Consider the following 17,059-nt stretch of genomic DNA (forward strand, 5'->3'; position numbering starts at 1 on the left):
TGGTTGCCGGAGCGCCGGAAAAAGAAGATGAAGAGGCTGCTGCGGTCTCGGCTGAGAAGGTGCTGAAAGTGCTGCTGGCTGAACTGCCGGTTAAGCAGGCGGCTGCCTTGTGCGCCAAAATCACCGGCCAGAAAAAGAACGCGCTTTACCAGCAGGCTCTGGAGCTGCAAAAAGCGGATTAAGATCCTGTTTTTACAGGCTGTCAGCTACCGGCTGAAAGTTGTATTTTTCCGGTACGAAAGCGTTTTGGGCTGATGTTGCCAGGTCTTTGGTTTTTGAGGGCTTTTCCACCTGTTTTTAGGTAAAAACAGGTTGTCTGTCGACAGTGATCCTTATATCCTAGCTCGCTTGGAGTTGGCCAGGCAGTCGCTGCTTTTACAGCTTGCTGTAAAAGGGGAGGAAAGTCCGGGCTCCATAGGGCAGAGTGCCAGGTAACGCCTGGGGGGCGCGAGCCTACGGAAAGTGCAGCAGAGAGTAGACCGCCGATGGCCGGCTTTCTTTTTGAAAGTATCGGCACAGGTAAGGGTGAAAGGGTGCGGTAAGAGCGCACCGCGCAACTGGTAACAGTTTGTGGCACGGTAAACCCCATCCGGAGCAAGACCAAATAGGAGTCCATTGGCGTGGCCCGCGCTGGACTCGGGTAGGTCGCTTGAGGTGTATGGTGACATGCACCCTAGAGGAATGGTTGTCCACGACAGAACCCGGCTTACAGGCCAACTCCCCTTTTTTTATTAGTTTGTTTACCTCGGGTGTACAGACTGTCTCTGAAAGGCTGCTGTGGCAGATTTAGATCACTGCGAGCCAGTTCTCAATTTCATTGGAATGATCAAAAAATAAACAATTTGTTTATTTTTTGTGCTCTTCAGTTTTTTCGTTCAATTTTATTAAAGTAATACTTTAACTGCGTTTTCTATCAAATTGTTTCTGAATGCGATATTGAAATCCCTGATTTTTGCTCTCGACAATTTTTCTGCAACTTATTGAGTTACTAAGACTTTTTTGGTGATTTTCTTCCCTTTGAAAGCCTTGACTTTGCTCTTGGTGAGCATATAGTGACGAAAAGTGGGAGAAAGTGGGGCAAAGTGGTTTTTTGTCCTTCAAGCAGTTTATTTTTGGCGGGATAAATCTGGCGTGTTCAGAGGCAGCAATGAAATCAATATCGATGCCAAGGGTCGTATGGCGATCCCGGCACGCTATCGCGCGGATATTGATGAAAGCTGCGGCGGAGCACTTATCGCCACTATCGATGTGCAGGATAAATGTTTATTGATCTATCCGCTGCAGGAATGGGAAAAAATTGAAGAGCAGATCGCCCAGTTGCCCACCTTTAATCCAACCACTCGCAAATTGCAGAGAATTCTTATCGGTCATGCCCGGGAAATGGAGCTCGATGGTAATGGTCGCATACTGATTCCGCCCGAGTTGCGTCAATACGCGCAGCTGGAAAAGAAGGTGATTCTGGTTGGCCAGCGTCACCGTTTGGAATTGTGGAGCGAAGAAAACTGGAATGCCGGTAGAGAGGATTGGCTGGCAGAGACCAGTGGTGATCTAGAAATTCCGGAAGAAATGCAGTCGCTGTCGTTATAACACTGGGGAACGTTTATGTCGGCACAGGTCGAGCACACGACCGTTTTACTTGATGAGGCAGTCACTGCCCTCATTGCCGACCCCGACGGATTCTATGTTGACGGCACCTTTGGCCGCGGCGGCCACTCCACCTTCATTCTTTCCCGGCTTGGATCTGGCGGGCACTTAATGGCGATCGATAAAGATCCGGAAGCCTGCAAGACCGCCCGGGAAATGTTTGCGGGTGACCTCCGCTTTGACATCGTGCGTGGCAGTTTTGCGGACCTGGCCTCCATGGTGGCTGAGCGGCAACACGCTGGTGATGTGCAGGGTGTATTGCTGGACCTTGGTGTTTCGTCTCCCCAGCTTGATGACGCCGAAAGAGGTTTCAGTTTTTTGCGAGATGGTCCGCTGGATATGCGCATGGACCCAGACAGCGGGATGAGTGCCGCCGAGTGGCTGGCTGATGCGCCGGAAGATGATATTGCTCAGGTGTTGCGCGACTACGGCGAAGAGCGCTTCTCGCGACGAATGGCCAGGGCGATTGTCGCTGCGCGCGCAGAGGAGCCGATTACGCGAACGGCGCAGTTGGCAAAGATTGTTGCCGAAGCGAACCCTGCTTGGGAGAAGGGCAAGCACCCGGCGACCCGGGCATTTCAGGGTATCCGCATTTTTATAAACCGGGAGTTGGATGACCTGGAGAAAGTGTTGGCATCGGTGTTGGATGTGTTGGCTATCGGTGGGCGGCTGGTGGTGATCAGTTTCCACTCGCTGGAAGATCGATTGGTTAAGCGGTTTATCCGGGAGCAGGAAAAAGGTAAGCCCATCCCTAAGGGGTTGCCGGTGATGGAAAAAGACATTGTGCGGCGTCTGCGCTCTGTGGGAAAGGCAGTAAAACCAGGTGTTGCTGAAGTGAAAGCCAATCCGCGGGCGCGCAGTGCTGTGATGCGAGTGGCGGAAAAGGTTGCCTGACAGTGCGGGTCGTAGCTCGCAGGCAGGCAGGTTGGTTATTTCCACTGTTGTGGTTGACGGTCATCGTGTCGGCCCTGTCCGTGGTGTATGTGAGCCACCTGTGTCGGCAGCTATACAACGAGCTCGCCAAGCTGGAGCAGGAGGCCAACGCGTTGCAGGTTGAGTGGGGGCGTTATCTGCTGGAGCAGAGCTCATGGGCCTCCCTCAGCCGTGTTGAGCAAATGGCGATCAGTGAACTGAATATGCGGGTACCTGAGCCGAGCGAAATTGTCATCGTTCGTACCGTGGACCCGTCAGACATGTAATAGGAGCAGGTGAACAGAGTGAAGCCGGGCAAGCTGACCATATCGCGCTGGCGCTACCTTCTGGTGGTGACGGTGCTGGCGACGCTGCCGGTGGCTGGACTCTGGCATATAGCTCAGCTTCAGGTAATGCCCGATGTAGATAAGGGCTATGAATTCCTGCAGGGCCAGGGTATGGCCCGAACGTTGCGCACCGAATCTATACCCGCCTACCGTGGTGTGATCACGGACCGGCGAGGGGAACCGCTGGCAGTCAGTACGCCGGTGGTGACCTTGTGGGCAAACCCGCAACTGGTCAATGTAGAGTCTCCGGCGCTGAAAGAATTGGCAAAAACTCTGGCGATCAGTCACGGGGAGCTGAAGCAGCGGTTGATCCGTTATGCCGGCAAGGAGTTTATGTATCTCGAGCGTCAGCTCACTCCGGAACAGGCGGAAGAGGCATTGCGTCTGGAAATTCCCGGCATCTACGGCCAGGGGGAATACAAGCGTTTTTACCCGGCGGGGGAAGTGACCTCACAGTTGGTGGGTTTTACCAATATTGATGACCATGGCCAGGAAGGTATGGAACTGGCCTATGACGAATGGCTGACTGGTGTGCCCGGTGCGAAGCAGGTTCTGAAGGACCTGAAGGGACGAGTGATTAAGGAGCTGGGTCTGCTGCGTAGTGAAAAAGCAGGTGAGAACCTGGCCCTGAGTATCGATCTGCGCCTGCAATACACGGCATACCGTGAGTTGAAAGAAGCTGTGAACAAGTTTCAGGCCGCTTCCGGTTCGGTGGTATTGCTGGATGCGCGCACTGGTGAAGTGCTGGCAATGGCCAATCAGCCATCCTTTAACCCCAATGACCGAGGCCAGTTGAATTCAGACGCCCTGCGCAACCGGGCAGTGACCGACCTGGTGGAACCGGGTTCGACCATGAAGCCCCTTACCTTACTGGCGGCGCTGGAGAGCGGAAAATACGTTCCGGAGACCGTTATTGACACAAACCCCGGGTATATCCGGGTGGGTCGAAAAACGTTTTACGATCACCGCAATTACGGCGTTATAGACCTGACCACGTTGTTGATGAAGTCCAGTCAGGTGGGAACCACCAAGATCGCACTCGACCTGGAACCGGAGCATATTCGCGAAATGTTTGCCCGGGTGGGAATAGGTGAAAGCCCGGGTACAGGGTTCCCGGGAGAGACGCCGGGAAGTTTGCCAGATCACCGTCGGTGGCGGCCCGTTGAGCGGGCCAATTTTGCTTTTGGTCACGGACTGTCCGCATCGGCACTGCAAATCGCCCAGGCCTATGCAGTACTTGCCAATAACGGCATCAAAAAGCCGGTTACGTTGTTAAAGACAGAAACGGTGCCGGAAGGTGTGCCGGTTGTGGATGCTGAGCTGGTGGCCAAGTTGCGCACCATGATGACCAGCGTAACCGGTAGTGGCGGTACTGCGACCCGGGCGGCGATCCCCGCTTACGAGGTGGCGGGAAAAACCGGCACTGTTCACAAGGTCGGTAAAAACGGTTACGAGAAAAATCGCTATGTGGGGATGTTTGCCGGCATGGTCCCGGCGGACAACCCGCGCCTGGTGGCTGTAGTGGTTATCAATGATCCAAAGGGCGGAAAATATTTCGGCGGCGAAGTGGCAGCACCGGTGTTTGGCAACGTGGTAGCCGATGCCCTGCGCATGCTGAAAGTGCCGCCGCAGATAAAGGCCTCCGAGCAAGTTACCAGTGTGGTGGGTAAAAAATCTGGAGGTGCAACGTGATGGTTGCCACACAGATGCATACAGGTGTGACCCTGGGTGAATTGCTGTCAGATTTACCTCTGCACGATTCACTGTCATCCCTCGTTGTTACGGGGTTGTGTCTCGATAGTCGGCAGCTGCGCCCTGGTGACCTGTTCTTCGCCATTCCCGGGCTGGCCGTTGATGGACGTGATTTTATCGAGCAGGCGAGTACTGCGGGGGCTGCAGTCATCCTTGCCGAAGCTGAAGGGCTTCAGGTGAGCGGCGCCAACGTGATACCGGTTGCCGGTCTGAGCAGAAAAATCAGCGACATCGCCGGACGGTTTTATGGCGAGCCATCCGAGCACCTGACATTGACCGGGGTAACAGGAACCAACGGCAAAACCACCTGCAGCCAGTTGTTGGCGCAATTGTTCAGTCTGGCGGGGCGCAGTTCGGCAGTGATCGGCACGTTGGGTCACGGGACCTATCGGAATGGGGTGGTTACGCTGACGGATACGGGGATGACGACCCCGGACGCGGTTGTTGTGCAACAACTGCTTGCTGAATATGCCAGTGCCAATGTGGAATATCTGGCGATGGAGGTTTCGTCCCACAGCCTCGACCAATATCGCGTTGAGGGGTTGCGGTTCACCACAGCGGTATTCACCAATCTGTCGCGGGACCACCTGGACTACCATGGTGATCTGGTCAGCTACGCCCAAGCCAAGATGCGCTTGTTCAGCATGGTCGGACTGGAGCAGGCAGTAATCAATGTCGATGATCCGGTGGGTGCAGAAATTGCTGCAAATCTCCCGGCCGGCGTCGAATTGTATGGTTACTCCCTGAGCAATCCCGGTGCCGCAATTTCCGCCATGGATATCAAGCTTTCCCCCCGTGGCCTGGAGGCGACAGTTCACACCCCATGGGGTGTGGGGCAGTTATCGAGTTCGCTGCTTGGTCGGTTCAATCTGGAAAACCTGTTGGCCGTGGTGGCTGTGGCTTGCATTCAGGGGTTGTCGCTGGAAACAGTGTTGTCGCTCATTCCTCGCCTGCAGCCGGTGGTCGGTCGTATGGAGTTGGTGGGTGATGGCAAGGGGCCCCAGGTGGTCATTGACTACGCCCATACCCCGGATGCCCTGCAGAAAGCCCTGATGACCCTGCGCGATCACTGCGAAAAACAGTTGTGGTGTGTGTTTGGTTGTGGCGGCAATAGGGATGCGGGAAAACGCCCGCAAATGGGTGGTATTGCCGCTCGGTATGCAGATCGAGTCGTGGTGACCAGCGATAACCCGCGGCATGAAAACGCCGATGAAATTTTAAGGGATATTCTGTCTGGCATCACTGCCCAGGAATCAGTCGAAATGGTTGCTGATCGCGCCGAGGCTATTCGTTATGCCATTGCTAATGCGGCAGACGGAGATGTCATTCTGGTGGCGGGTAAGGGGCATGAGGATTGCCAACTGGTCGGTGATCAGCGATTACCTTTCAGTGACCACAAGGAAGTCAGGCTGGCATTGTGTCAGCGCGGGGGGTGCCAATGATGCGGGCACTAACCCTCTCTTCAGCGGCTCAGGAATTCGGCGGTACGCTGATGTACCCCGACTGCGGTTTTACCTCGATCAGTACCGACACCCGAAAACTGGCTGATGATGAGCTGTTTGTGGCGCTGAGGGGAGAACGCTTTGATGCCCACGAATTTCTGCCGGAAGTTGCTACCCGGGCCTGTGGTTTGGTTGTCGAAAAACCCATGCGGGATATCAATGTGCCCCAGTGGGTGGTTCCGGATACCACAATTGCCTTGGGGCAGCTCGCGCTGTTAAACCGGCGGCAATTTTTTGGTCCCGTGGTAGCGATCACTGGCAGCAGTGGCAAAACCACGGTGAAAGAGATGATCGCTGCCATTCTTCGGCAGTGCGGCCCGGTGCTGGCCACCAAGGGCAACCTCAACAATCAAATTGGTGTGCCACTGACGTTGTTGCAGTTACAGCCGGCTCACCGCTATGCCGTCATTGAAATGGGTGCCAGTGGGCCGGGGGAAATCGCCTATTTGTGCAGCCTGGCAAAACCGGATGTGGTGCTGGTCAACAATGTCATGCCCGCCCATGTGGCAGGGTTTGGCAGCATTGCCGGGGTGGCCACAGCAAAGGGCGAGATATACCAGGGTGTGGTTCCAGAAGGAACCGCGGTGATCAATCTGGATGAAAGCTGGTGCGAAGGCTGGCGCAACAGTGCTGCAGCGCCAGTGCTGACTTACTCGCTTAGCTCCGATAACGCCGATTTCCGCGCCCGCGACCTGCACTGTGATGCGCTCGGTTGCTTCAACTTCACACTGCTTGCCCCGGTGGGTGACGTGTCGGTCACGCTGCCGACAGCCGGGCGTCACAACGTCGCCAATGCCCTGGCCGCCGCAGCCTGTGCATACGCTGCCGGTGCTGATCTGAATGACATCGCCAAGGGTTTGGCCACAGTGCAACCGGTTTCGGGGCGCCTCAATCGCAAGGTGTTGAGCAATGGGGTGGTGGTTATTGATGACACCTATAACGCCAACCCCGGTTCGGTAAAAGCTGCCATTGATGTGCTGGCCGCACAGCCTGGCAAGCACGTTCTGGTGCTGGGAGACATGGGCGAGCTGGGCAGCGATGAATCAAAAATGCACGCGGAAGTGGGTGATTATGCCGCCCGCCATGGAGTGGATCAGTTGCTTGCTGTAGGGCCACTCGGCATTCACACGGTTAAAGCGTTCGGTGATCGGGGACAACATTTTGACGGCAAGGATGCACTGGTGAGCGCATTGCGGGAGTTGTTGGGCCCGGAGATGACAGTGCTGGTCAAGGGATCGCGATACATGGCGATGGAAACGGTAGCGCAACAGATAACAGAGTTTGGGGAATCCTGATCATGCTGCTTTGGTTGGCTGAATACCTGTCCCAGTACTTCACGGCATTTGCCGTGGTGCAGTACCTAACGTTTCGCGCGATTCTCGGAGTATTAACGGCCTTGGGTCTGTCGCTGTTGTTGGGGCCGATGATGATCCGACGCCTCAATTACCTGCAAATCGGGCAGTCCGTTCGCACCGATGGCCCACAGAGCCACCTCAGCAAATCAGGGACGCCCACCATGGGTGGAGCCCTGATTTTATTGTCGATCTTTGTCAGCGCTCTGCTCTGGTCAGATCTCAGCAATCACTACGTGTGGGTCGTCATGATCGTCACCTTTGTGTTTGGTGCCGTGGGTTGGGTGGATGATTACCGCAAGGTGGTGGAAAAAAATTCCCGGGGCCTGCCGGCTCGCTGGAAATACTTTTGGCAGTCTGTCGCGGGATTGGGGGCTGCCATTTTTCTCTACAGTACTGGCAGTAGCGGCGCGGAAAATGAGCTGATTGTGCCGTTCTTCAAGGAAGTGGCCCTGCCGCTTGGCATGTTTTATGTGGTGTTGACCTACTTTGTCATTGTCGGCAGTAGTAATGCTGTCAATCTCACAGATGGCCTCGACGGCCTCGCCATCATGCCAAGTGTATTGGTGGCGGGTGCGCTCGGGGTATTTGCCTACTTGGTGGGTAATGTGCAGTTTTCAGAGTACCTGCATATTCCCTACGTGGCGGGCGCCGGGGAGCTGGTGGTGTTCTGTGCAGCGCTCGCGGGTGCCGGATTGGGCTTTCTGTGGTTCAACACCTATCCCGCGCAGGTTTTCATGGGCGACGTGGGCGCGTTGGCCCTCGGCGCAGCGCTCGGCGTCATGGCGGTGATCGTGCGTCAGGAAATTGTTTTTTTCATCATGGGTGGCGTGTTCGTTCTGGAGACGGTGTCAGTGATCATGCAGGTCGCGTCTTTCAAGATGACTGGCCGACGGATTTTTCGCATGGCGCCCATCCACCACCATTTTGAATTGAAAGGCTGGCCGGAACCTCGGGTGATCGTGCGTTTCTGGATTATTACCCTGGTGCTGGTGTTGTTTGGCCTGGCAACGTTAAAGCTGCGTTGATTAAGGGGGCGCGGAGAGTGGCAATGTCGCAATTGATAGCGAGTAGCAAACTGAAAGTGGTCGTCGGTATCGGCGTCACCGGTTTGTCTGTGGCTCGTCATCTGACTCGCCTCGGCGAGCGCTTTGTGATGTGTGACACCCGCCAGCAGCCCCCTGGCCTGGAGCAGTTGAAGGCGGATATGCCGGATGTGCCAGTGATGCTTGGCGAGCTGTCTTCAGATGCGTTGCTGACTGCGGATGAAGTGATTCTCAGTCCTGGACTGACGCGCCAGCACCCTGCAGTCCAACAGGCGCTTGCGGCGGATATCCCCGTGATCAATGACATTGAGTTGTTTGCTCGCAGTGCCAATGCCCCAATCATTGCGATCACTGGCTCCAATGGCAAAAGTACCGTTACCACCCTGGTTGGTGGGATGTGTGCGGATGCAAAAGTGGTTGCCGGCGTGGGTGGCAATCTCGGTGTGGCAGCGCTTGATTTGCTGCAGTCTGACGCCCAGCTTTACGTACTGGAATTGTCCAGCTTCCAGCTGGAATCGGTGCAGGCGCTCAATGCCGAGGTGGCGGTGGTGCTGAATATCAGTGCCGACCATATGGATCGATACAACGGCCTGTTGGATTACCACCAGGCCAAACACCGGATCTTTATCGGTGCTCGCCAGGTGGTGATGAATAGAGATGATGCCCTGACCAACCCGCTGGTCGGCGATGGGGTCAAACAGTGGAGTTTTGGGTTGGGTCAGCCGGACTTCAAGGGCTTCGGTTTACGTCAGCATGAGGGAGAGTCCTGGCTTTACTACCAGTTCGATCCGCTTATGCCGGAGCGGGAGCTGGGTATCAAGGGCCGCCATAACTGCGCCAATGCACTGGCGGCCCTCGCCCTCGGCACGGCTTGTGGCTTGCCGATGGCGTCAATGCTCGACACGCTGCGCCGCTTCAAGGGGCTGGATCATCGCTGCCAGGTTGTTGGCGAAGTGGGTGGCGTTTCCTATATCAATGACTCCAAAGCCACCAATGTGGGCGCCACGCTGGCGGCGATCACCGGCCTGGCCCGCGGAGAGAACCTGATTCTGATCGCCGGGGGGCAGGGCAAGGGGCAGGATTTTGCACCGCTGGCTGCCGCGCTGCCCGGAGCCGTCAAACAGCTGGTGCTGATGGGTGAAGATGCTCCGGCCATTGATCGTGCCGTTGGTGGGGTGGTCGATACCGTTCACGCCACCAGCCTGACGGCGGCGGTGGCCGCTGCCAGCCAGGTGGCTGTGGCGGGGGATATCGTGCTGCTGTCGCCGGCCTGTGCCAGCTTTGACATGTTTAGTGGTTTCGAAGATCGCGGTCGGCAGTTCGCCGCGGCAGTGGAGGCATTGCAATGAATATGCTGGCCCTGCAACTGATGCGCTGCTCGGACTTTGTACGGGAGCTGGACCGGGCGCTGCTGTTACCGGCATTGGCCATCGCTTCCATTGGTCTGGTGATGATCTGTTCCGCCTCCATCAGTTTTGCCGACCACAGCTACGGAGATGCCTTCTTCTACCTGAAGCGCCATTTACTGTTTTTGCTGATGGGGGCAGTGGTGGCCGCAGTGTTCCTCAATGTGCCGTCCCGCTTCTGGTTTCACTATGGTGTGCCTTTGCTGGTTCTGACACTGCTGTTGCTGGTGGCGGTATTGATTCCCGGCGTGGGTCGCCGGGTAAATGGCAGTCAGCGCTGGATTCCGTTGGGCCCCTTGAATCTGCAGGTCTCGGAGATCGCAAAGTTCGTGATGATTCTATTCACAGCGGGCTATCTGGAGCGCTACCAGAGAGAGCTGCGGGAGAACTGGCGGTTTTTTGCCAAGCCGATCGGGCTGCTGGGCGTGGTAGCTGTGTTGCTGTTGCTGGAGCCGGATTTTGGTTCATCGGTGGTGATGGCTGCGACGGTGATGGGTATGTTGTTTATGGGCGGTGCCAGGGTCTGGCAATTTACCCTGATCCTGCTTGCCGGGTTGGGTGCCATGGCATCAGTGGCTCTTCTCTCTCCTTATCGTCTGCAGCGACTCGTGACCTTTCTCGACCCTTGGGCAGATCAGTATGACAGTGGCTACCAGTTGACCCAGTCTCTGATTGCGTTTGGTCGTGGGGAATGGTTAGGCGTGGGATTGGGTAACAGCGTGCAGAAACTGTTTTACCTGCCGGAGGCACACACGGATTTCGTGTTTGCTATCTATGCCGAGGAGTTTGGCCTGCTGGGTGTGGTGCTGGCGATTGCGCTCTACGTCCTGCTGGTATCACGGATTCTACATGTGGCCCGTCGGGCTGTAGCCCAGGAAGACTGGTTTGCTGCTTACAGCTGTTTTGGTATTGCCACCATGCTGGCGGGGCAGGCCTTTATCAATATGGGTGTGACCTCAGGGTTGCTCCCCACCAAAGGGCTGACGCTGCCATTTATCAGTTATGGCGGCAGCAGTTTATTGATGTGTTGTGCCATGGTGGCACTGGTATTGCGGATTAACCGGGAGATGGACGATGTCCCGGCGGTTGCGAGACAGGTGAGACGTGACAGAGCGGAGATGTAACAAGGTGGTGGTGATGGCCGGTGGCACCGGTGGTCATGTGTTCCCCGCACTTGCGGTGGCACAGGCACTGCGCGCCCGTGATGTCGCCGTATCCTGGTTGGGCACCCGGCGTGGTATTGAGGCAGAACTGGTCCCCGCCAACAACCTGCCGATCAATTACATCGACGTCACTGGCCTGCGTGGCAAGGGTATCCTCAAGTTGATCTGGGCACCGTTGTTGCTGACCCGTGCTCTGTGGCAGGCGCTGGGCGTTCTGCGCCGCGAGCGCCCGGATGCTGTTCTAGGGCTGGGCGGCTTTGCCTCAGGCCCAGGTGGCGTGGCGGCCAGGCTGTTGGGGATTCCGCTGGTGATTCACGAGCAGAATGCCATTGCCGGTACCACTAATAAATTACTCGGCAAGATAGCCAGTCGTGTGCTTGAAGCCTTTCCTGGCGCGCTACCCCGCGGCGAATGGACGGGAAACCCGGTGCGCCCTGAAATCAGTGCTCTGGCGGAACCCGCGCAACGTCTTGGTGCGGAAGATCGGCCGCGGCATCTGCTGGTGCTCGGTGGCAGTCTTGGTGCCCTGGCCATCAACAAGTTGGTGCCCGAAGCCCTGGCACTGATGCCGGAAAATGTAAGACCGTTGGTGCGTCATCAAAGTGGTAAAGCCCATCAGCAGGTGACTGAAGAGGCGTATCAACAGGCTGGTGTTGAGGCAGCTGTGGAACCCTTCATTGCCGATATGGCGGAAGCCTACGGTTGGGCGGATCTGGTGATCTGTCGTTCGGGCGCCCTGACAGTATCGGAGCTGGCGGCAGCCGGCGTGGGTTCTATTCTGGTGCCGTTTCCGTTTGCTATCGACGATCACCAGACCCACAACGCCCAATGGCTGGTGGATGGTGAGGCCGCTGAAATCATCCAGCAGTCAGAACTGACGGCAGTGGCGCTGGCCGAAAGGTTGCAGGCCCGATTGGCCGATGACCAGCTGTTAGTCCGGATGGCGAGCAATGCCCGCAAGCTGTCCAGGCCACATGTGGCCGAAACAGTGGCGGATATTTGTGAGGAGGTGTGCCGTGGGCGCTGATGGTTTTCACCCGGTTCCGGAAATGCGCCGTATCCGCCGCATACACTTTATCGGCATTGGCGGCAGCGGCATGTGTGGTATTGCCGAAGTTCTGTTTAACCAGGGCTACACGATCTCCGGTTCTGACTTGGCAGATAACAGCAATACTTCCCGTCTGCGTCGTATGGGCATCACCATCATGATGGGTCATGCCGGATATAACGTCGACGGTGCCGATGTGGTGGTGTTGTCCTCGGCGGTATCCGACAGCAACGAGGAAGTGATACGCGCCAGGGAACTGCGCATACCGATAGTCCGCCGTGCGGAAATGCTGGCGGAGCTGATGCGCTATCGACACGGTATAGCCGTGGCCGGTACTCACGGCAAGACCACCACCACCAGCCTGTTGGCCTCGGTGCTCGCTGCCGGTGGCATGGACCCGACATTCGTCATCGGCGGCCTGGTAAAAGGTGCCGGCACCAACGCCCGCTTGGGTGTGAGCCGTTATCTGGTGGCCGAGGCCGATGAAAGTGATGCTTCTTTTCTGCACTTGCAGCCGATGGTGGCCGTGGTGACCAACATCGATGCGGATCACATGGAAACCTATGGGTTTGATTTCAATCGGCTGAAACAGACTTTTATCGAGTTTCTCCACAACCTGCCTTTTTATGGGCTGGCGGTGCTTTGTATTGATGATCCGGTGGTGCGCGAGATATTGCCGGACATTTCCAGGCCTGTTTTGACATACGGATTTTCCGACGATGCCGACTTCCGCATCGAGGATGTTTCCATTCGCCAAAACAATAGCCACTTCAAGATTTTTCGCCCGGAACACAGCGAGCCCCTGAATATCGAGTTGAATATTCCGGGCGTACACAACGTTCTTAATGCCGCGGCCGTGGTGGCCATTGCCACCGATGAGGGAATTGCAGATGAGGCCATTCAACTGGGGCTGAGCGGCTTTCAGGGTGTCGGCAGGCGTTTTGAAATTTACGGGGAATACCCGGTTTCCGGTGGGGAGGCCATGCTGGTGGACGATTACGGTCACCATCCCCGCGAGGTGGCCGCCACTATCAAGGCTGTCCGCGAGGGTTGGCCGGAAAAGCGGCTGGTGATGATTTTTCAGCCACACCGCTACACCCGGACCCGGGATCTGTATGAAGACTTCGTGGGTGTGTTGTCGAGCTGCGATGTATTGATTTTGTTGGAGGTTTATTCCGCCGGTGAAGACGAGATACCGGGGGCGGATAGCCGTTCACTGTGTCGCAGCATTCGTCAGCGGGGTTTGGTGGACCCCATCTACGTGCCGGATATCGAATCGGTGGCGGATGTGCTGAAAGATATTGTCCACGGTGGCGACATGGTGATTACCCAGGGTGCGGGCAGCGTCGGCAAACTGGTGAAAATGCTGGAAGAGCGAAAGCTGAGATAACGGGGAAGAGCAGAGCGCATTTATGGCTGTCAGTGAAGCAATGCAAAAGAAATATGGTCGGGTCGCTGTACTGTACGGCGGAACGTCTGCCGAGCGTGAGATCTCCCTGATTTCGGGCGCTGCAGTTATTGCTTCCCTGGAACGTAGCGGTGTAGACCTTGTGCCGCTGGACGCTGGTTCAGACCTGCTTCACCAATTGTCGGCTCAGGCTCCTGACCGTGTGTTGATCATGTTGCACGGCCCGGGTGGTGAAGATGGCTCTCTTCAGGGTGCGCTGCAATTGCTGGGCCTGCCCTATACCGGCAGTGGGGTGTTTGCCTCTGCCCTCGCGATGGACAAATTGCACAGCAAACAATTCTGGCACGGTGTTGGCTTGCCAACCGCACAGTTTGCCGTCCTGACAGGGGAGACGGACTGGACTAAGACCCTTCAGGATCTCGGTGGCGTGGTGATGGTAAAACCTGCGCACGAGGGTTCCAGCCTGGGAATGACCCGAGCTGACACTCCTGAAGCGTTACGCAATGCCTGGCGAGAAGCGGCTGCACTGGATAGCAGTGTGATTGCAGAACAATGGATCAGCGGTGCGGAATATACGGTAGCGATTCTGGATGGCGAAGTCTTGCCGCCGATCAAGTTGGAAACCGACCATGGTTTTTACGATTTCGATGCCAAATATCTGGCCAACGATACGCGGTATTTGTGTCCCTGTGGTCTGAGCGACGAAAGGGAAAGCGAGTTGAAAGCCTTGGCTTTGAACGCTTTCAGTAGTCTCGGTTGCAGTGGCTGGGGGCGTGTGGACGTGATGGCGAACGCCGACGGCGAATTTCTTCTGCTGGAAGTGAATACCGTGCCCGGCATGACCGATCACAGCCTGTTGCCAATGGCTGCCCGGGTGGCGGGATACAGCTTTGATGAGCTGGTATTAAAAATTCTCGATACCAGTCTCAGCGGAGATGCGAATGATCGCTAATCGGCAACACACCGGTGCAATGCGCCAAGAGACGAGACCCGCGCTGCGGGAAAGGCTGTATTGGCTGCCGCGGGTTGTTTCTCTGACGTTACTGGTTGGAGCGCTGCTGGGTGCAGGCTGGGGCGCGGAGAAACTCTACGAGCGCCTCAATGTCGCTATTGGTGTTATTGCGGTGAAAGGGGAATTTGCTCAGGTCGATCAGACAGAAATTCAGCGATTGGTAGAGCCGCTGGTAAGCGGTGGTTTTCTTAGCCTCGACCTGCAGGCCATCCGCCGTGAGCTGGAGCTGCACCCTTGGGTGCACCAGGCCAGGGTCAGTCGGCGTTGGCCGGATGGGTTGGTGATCACCGTGACGGAAGAGGTGCCCATCGCTCGCTGGGGGGACACAGGTTTTCTCAATGTGCGGGGCGAGCGGCGCGATATTGGTGACAACAGCTCACTGGCGTTTTTGCCCAAGCTGCAGGGTGGTGACCAGAGCGAACGTCACTTGATGAAATCCTACCGGGAGATGGTGCAGTTGCTGCAGCACTCCGGTTTGCGAATTGCCACCCTGAAACGGGATGACCGCGGTGCCTGGTGGTTGCGACTGGATAATGATCTGGAACTGGTTATCGGTCGTGATCAGGTGATGGAAAAAATGCGCCGCTTTCTCGAAGTCTGGGAGCAGGAGCTGAAGCAGAAGGCAGAGCAGATCGCCAGAGTAGATATTCGCTACGACAACGGTGTGGCGGTGCAGTGGCTGGCAGAGCAAGGGAATATCAGTGGATGGGCAGGGCAGAAATTAACGAGTATCTCCGGGTCTACGGAAAAAGTGTGAGGTCGAAAAATGGCGAACTCTAGTGATGAAAGGTTGATCGTTGGGCTGGATATTGGCACGTCCAAAGTAGTGTCGATAGTTGGCCTGGCCGGCCCCGGTGGCACTTTGGAAATTGTTGGTACCGGCCTGCATCCATCTTCCGGCCTGAAAAAGGGTGTGGTGGTCAATATTGAGTCCACTGTGCACTCCATTCAGCGCGCCATTGAAGAGGCGGAGCTGATGGCGGGCTGCCATATTCACTCCGTTTACGCGGGCATTGCCGGTAGCCATATTCGCAGTCTGAACTCCCACGGCATCGTTGCAATCCGGGATCGTGAAGTGCTGACGCTGGACATTGAGCGCGTCATAGATGCCGCCCGCGCTGTCGCGATTCCTGCAGACCAGGAAATCCTTCATGTGTTGCCCCAGGAATTCATTATCGATAACCAGGAGGGGGTGAGGGAGCCTCTGGGCATGTCCGGGGTTCGACTGGAAGCCAAGGTGCATCTGGTGACCTGCGCCGCCAATGCCGCGCAGAACATCAAGAAATGTATCCGCCGCTGTGGCCTGGAAGTGGATGACATCATCCTTGAGCAACTGGCGTCTTCCTACGCCGTGCTCACGGAAGATGAAAAACAGCTGGGTGTCTGTCTGGTGGATATTGGTGGTGGAACCACCGACATCGCCATTTTCACCGAGGGCGCTATTCGTCATACCGGTGTCATTCCCATTGCTGGTGATCAGGTGACCAATGACATCGCGCATGCACTGCGCACGCCCACGGCCCACGCTGAAGAATTGAAGATCAAATACGCCTGTGCGTTGGCCAAGATGGCCGGTGCAGACGAGACCATCAAAGTGCCCAGCGTTGGCGACCGTCCACACCGTGATCTCTCCCGCCAAGCTCTGGCGGAGGTGGTGGAGCCCCGCTATGACGAGCTGTTTACCCTGGTGCAGGCGGAGTTGCGGCGCAGCGGGTTTGAGGACCTGGTAGCGGCCGGCATCGTACTCACGGGGGGCACTGCAAAGATGGAAGGAGTCGTAGAGCTGGCGGAGGAGATCTTCCATATGCCCGTCAGACTGGGATCACCACAGAACATCAAAGGGTTGACGGACATTGTCGACAACCCGATCTATTCCACCGGCGTCGGTCTGCTGATGTACGGCATGCAGCAGCAACAGGAAGGCAATCGCCCCAGCCGACGCAGCGAAAGTAGTAAGGAAGGTTTTTTCACCCGGCTGAAAAGCTGGTTTCAGGGCAATTTGTAATCAACAGGTATTTCACACAGGACCAATCGAGGGGTACTAACCATGTTTCAGATCGTTGACAGCGTGCCAGATAGCGCGGAAATCAAAGTGATAGGTGTCGGTGGCGGCGGCGGGAATGCCGTGCGCCACATGATGAACAGCTCCGTGGAAGGGGTTGAGTTCATCTGTGCCAACACCGACTCCCAGGCACTGAAGGATATTGGCAGCGCCACCATCCTGCAGTTGGGTAATGGATTGACCAAGGGACTGGGTGCAGGCGCCAATCCCGAGGTGGGCCGCCATGCGGCCATTGAGGACCGCGACCGTATCGCCGATGTGCTGCAGGGCGCCGATATGGTGTTCATCACCGCCGGTATGGGTGGTGGTACGGGTACCGGCGCTGCGCCGATCGTAGCCGAAGTCGCACGCGAACTCGGCATCCTAAGCGTCGCCGTCGTGACCAAGCCTTTCGGTTTTGAAGGT

Annotated in this window: 14 protein-coding genes, 1 other RNA gene and 2 pseudogenes; all 17 read left to right on the forward strand. The window is 56.5% G+C overall.

All coding sequences use genetic code 11. The annotated features are described in order from the left end of the window. Positions 1-182, forward strand: a pseudogene (locus ACYZYZ_RS06290) (16S rRNA (cytidine(1402)-2'-O)-methyltransferase); the annotation flags it as partial. A 168-nt stretch (positions 183-350) separates the two neighbouring features. Beyond that, positions 351-725, forward strand: an RNA gene (gene rnpB, locus ACYZYZ_RS06295) — RNase P RNA component class A. A gap of 406 nt (positions 726-1,131) precedes the next feature. After that, the gene (mraZ, locus tag ACYZYZ_RS06300) at positions 1,132-1,587 is read left to right on the forward strand and encodes a division/cell wall cluster transcriptional repressor MraZ (protein WP_305169555.1); all 456 of its coding nucleotides are present in this window, start codon (positions 1,132-1,134) and stop codon (positions 1,585-1,587) included. Positions 1,588-1,602: 15 nt separating this feature from the next. Next, positions 1,603-2,538, forward strand: a complete 936-nt coding sequence (gene rsmH / locus ACYZYZ_RS06305; RefSeq protein ID WP_305169554.1) for a 16S rRNA (cytosine(1402)-N(4))-methyltransferase RsmH — start codon at positions 1,603-1,605, stop codon at positions 2,536-2,538. A gap of 2 nt (positions 2,539-2,540) precedes the next feature. After that, a complete protein-coding gene (ftsL, locus tag ACYZYZ_RS06310; RefSeq protein ID WP_305169553.1) occupies positions 2,541-2,843 on the forward strand; it encodes a cell division protein FtsL in 303 nt (100 codons plus the stop codon). Positions 2,844-2,861: 18 nt separating this feature from the next. Next, positions 2,862-4,595 (forward strand): peptidoglycan D,D-transpeptidase FtsI family protein, encoded by a 1,734-nt coding sequence (locus tag ACYZYZ_RS06315; protein ID WP_461483654.1) that lies wholly within the window; start codon positions 2,862-2,864, stop codon positions 4,593-4,595. Further along, positions 4,595-6,097, forward strand: a complete 1,503-nt coding sequence (locus tag ACYZYZ_RS06320; RefSeq protein WP_461483661.1) for a UDP-N-acetylmuramoyl-L-alanyl-D-glutamate--2,6-diaminopimelate ligase — start codon at positions 4,595-4,597, stop codon at positions 6,095-6,097. Before ACYZYZ_RS06315 ends, ACYZYZ_RS06320 begins: the two co-directional genes overlap by 1 nt. Next, positions 6,094-7,452 carry a UDP-N-acetylmuramoyl-tripeptide--D-alanyl-D-alanine ligase gene (locus ACYZYZ_RS06325; RefSeq protein WP_461483655.1) on the forward strand — a complete coding sequence of 453 codons (1,359 nt, stop codon included), beginning with the start codon at positions 6,094-6,096 and terminating at the stop codon, positions 7,450-7,452. Before ACYZYZ_RS06320 ends, ACYZYZ_RS06325 begins: the two co-directional genes overlap by 4 nt. Positions 7,453-7,454: 2 nt before the next feature. Continuing rightward, a complete protein-coding gene (gene mraY / locus ACYZYZ_RS06330; RefSeq protein ID WP_305169550.1) occupies positions 7,455-8,537 on the forward strand; it encodes a phospho-N-acetylmuramoyl-pentapeptide-transferase in 1,083 nt (360 codons plus the stop codon). Between the two features lie 23 nt (positions 8,538-8,560). Next, positions 8,561-9,904, forward strand: coding sequence for a UDP-N-acetylmuramoyl-L-alanine--D-glutamate ligase (gene murD / locus ACYZYZ_RS06335; RefSeq protein WP_461483656.1), 1,344 nt, complete (start codon positions 8,561-8,563; stop codon positions 9,902-9,904). Further along, positions 9,901-11,085, forward strand: a complete 1,185-nt coding sequence (gene ftsW / locus ACYZYZ_RS06340; protein WP_461483657.1) for a putative lipid II flippase FtsW — start codon at positions 9,901-9,903, stop codon at positions 11,083-11,085. The genes murD and ftsW overlap by 4 nt, the downstream gene beginning before the upstream one ends. Further along, positions 11,066-12,151 carry an undecaprenyldiphospho-muramoylpentapeptide beta-N-acetylglucosaminyltransferase gene (gene murG / locus ACYZYZ_RS06345; protein WP_461483658.1) on the forward strand — a complete coding sequence of 362 codons (1,086 nt, stop codon included), beginning with the start codon at positions 11,066-11,068 and terminating at the stop codon, positions 12,149-12,151. The genes ftsW and murG overlap by 20 nt, the downstream gene beginning before the upstream one ends. 22 nt (positions 12,152-12,173) lie before the next feature. After that, positions 12,174-13,562 (forward strand): UDP-N-acetylmuramate--L-alanine ligase, encoded by a 1,389-nt coding sequence (gene murC, locus ACYZYZ_RS06350; protein ID WP_461483662.1) that lies wholly within the window; start codon positions 12,174-12,176, stop codon positions 13,560-13,562. Positions 13,563-13,584: 22 nt separating this feature from the next. Next, positions 13,585-14,532, forward strand: coding sequence for a D-alanine--D-alanine ligase (locus ACYZYZ_RS06355; protein WP_461483659.1), 948 nt, complete (start codon positions 13,585-13,587; stop codon positions 14,530-14,532). Next, the gene (locus tag ACYZYZ_RS06360) at positions 14,522-15,349 is read left to right on the forward strand and encodes a cell division protein FtsQ/DivIB (protein ID WP_461483660.1); all 828 of its coding nucleotides are present in this window, start codon (positions 14,522-14,524) and stop codon (positions 15,347-15,349) included. The genes ACYZYZ_RS06355 and ACYZYZ_RS06360 overlap by 11 nt, the downstream gene beginning before the upstream one ends. A 9-nt stretch (positions 15,350-15,358) precedes the next feature. Then, positions 15,359-16,597, forward strand: a complete 1,239-nt coding sequence (gene ftsA, locus ACYZYZ_RS06365; protein WP_305169545.1) for a cell division protein FtsA — start codon at positions 15,359-15,361, stop codon at positions 16,595-16,597. A gap of 42 nt (positions 16,598-16,639) precedes the next feature. After that, positions 16,640-17,059: pseudogene (locus ACYZYZ_RS06370) on the forward strand (cell division protein FtsZ); the annotation flags it as partial.

Origin of the sequence: Porticoccus sp. (assembly GCA_023261185.1) — a bacterium.
GTDB classification, from domain to species: domain Bacteria; phylum Pseudomonadota; class Gammaproteobacteria; order Pseudomonadales; family Porticoccaceae; genus Porticoccus; species Porticoccus litoralis.

What these genes read in the sequence shown, in the direction of transcription:
- rsmH (WP_305169554.1), top strand. Translation starts at nt 1,603, where the DNA reads ATGTCGGCACAGGTCGAGCACACGACCGTTTTACTTGATGAGGCAGTC.
- ACYZYZ_RS06320 (WP_461483661.1), top strand. Translation starts at nt 4,595, where the DNA reads ATGGTTGCCACACAGATGCATACAGGTGTGACCCTGGGTGAATTGCTG.
- ACYZYZ_RS06325 (WP_461483655.1), top strand. Translation starts at nt 6,094, where the DNA reads ATGATGCGGGCACTAACCCTCTCTTCAGCGGCTCAGGAATTCGGCGGT.
- mraY (WP_305169550.1), top strand. Translation starts at nt 7,455, where the DNA reads ATGCTGCTTTGGTTGGCTGAATACCTGTCCCAGTACTTCACGGCATTT.
- murD (WP_461483656.1), top strand. Translation starts at nt 8,561, where the DNA reads ATGTCGCAATTGATAGCGAGTAGCAAACTGAAAGTGGTCGTCGGTATC.
- ftsW (WP_461483657.1), top strand. Translation starts at nt 9,901, where the DNA reads ATGAATATGCTGGCCCTGCAACTGATGCGCTGCTCGGACTTTGTACGG.
- murC (WP_461483662.1), top strand. Translation starts at nt 12,174, where the DNA reads ATGCGCCGTATCCGCCGCATACACTTTATCGGCATTGGCGGCAGCGGC.
- ACYZYZ_RS06355 (WP_461483659.1), top strand. Translation starts at nt 13,585, where the DNA reads ATGGCTGTCAGTGAAGCAATGCAAAAGAAATATGGTCGGGTCGCTGTA.
- ACYZYZ_RS06360 (WP_461483660.1), top strand. Translation starts at nt 14,522, where the DNA reads ATGATCGCTAATCGGCAACACACCGGTGCAATGCGCCAAGAGACGAGA.
- ftsA (WP_305169545.1), top strand. Translation starts at nt 15,359, where the DNA reads ATGGCGAACTCTAGTGATGAAAGGTTGATCGTTGGGCTGGATATTGGC.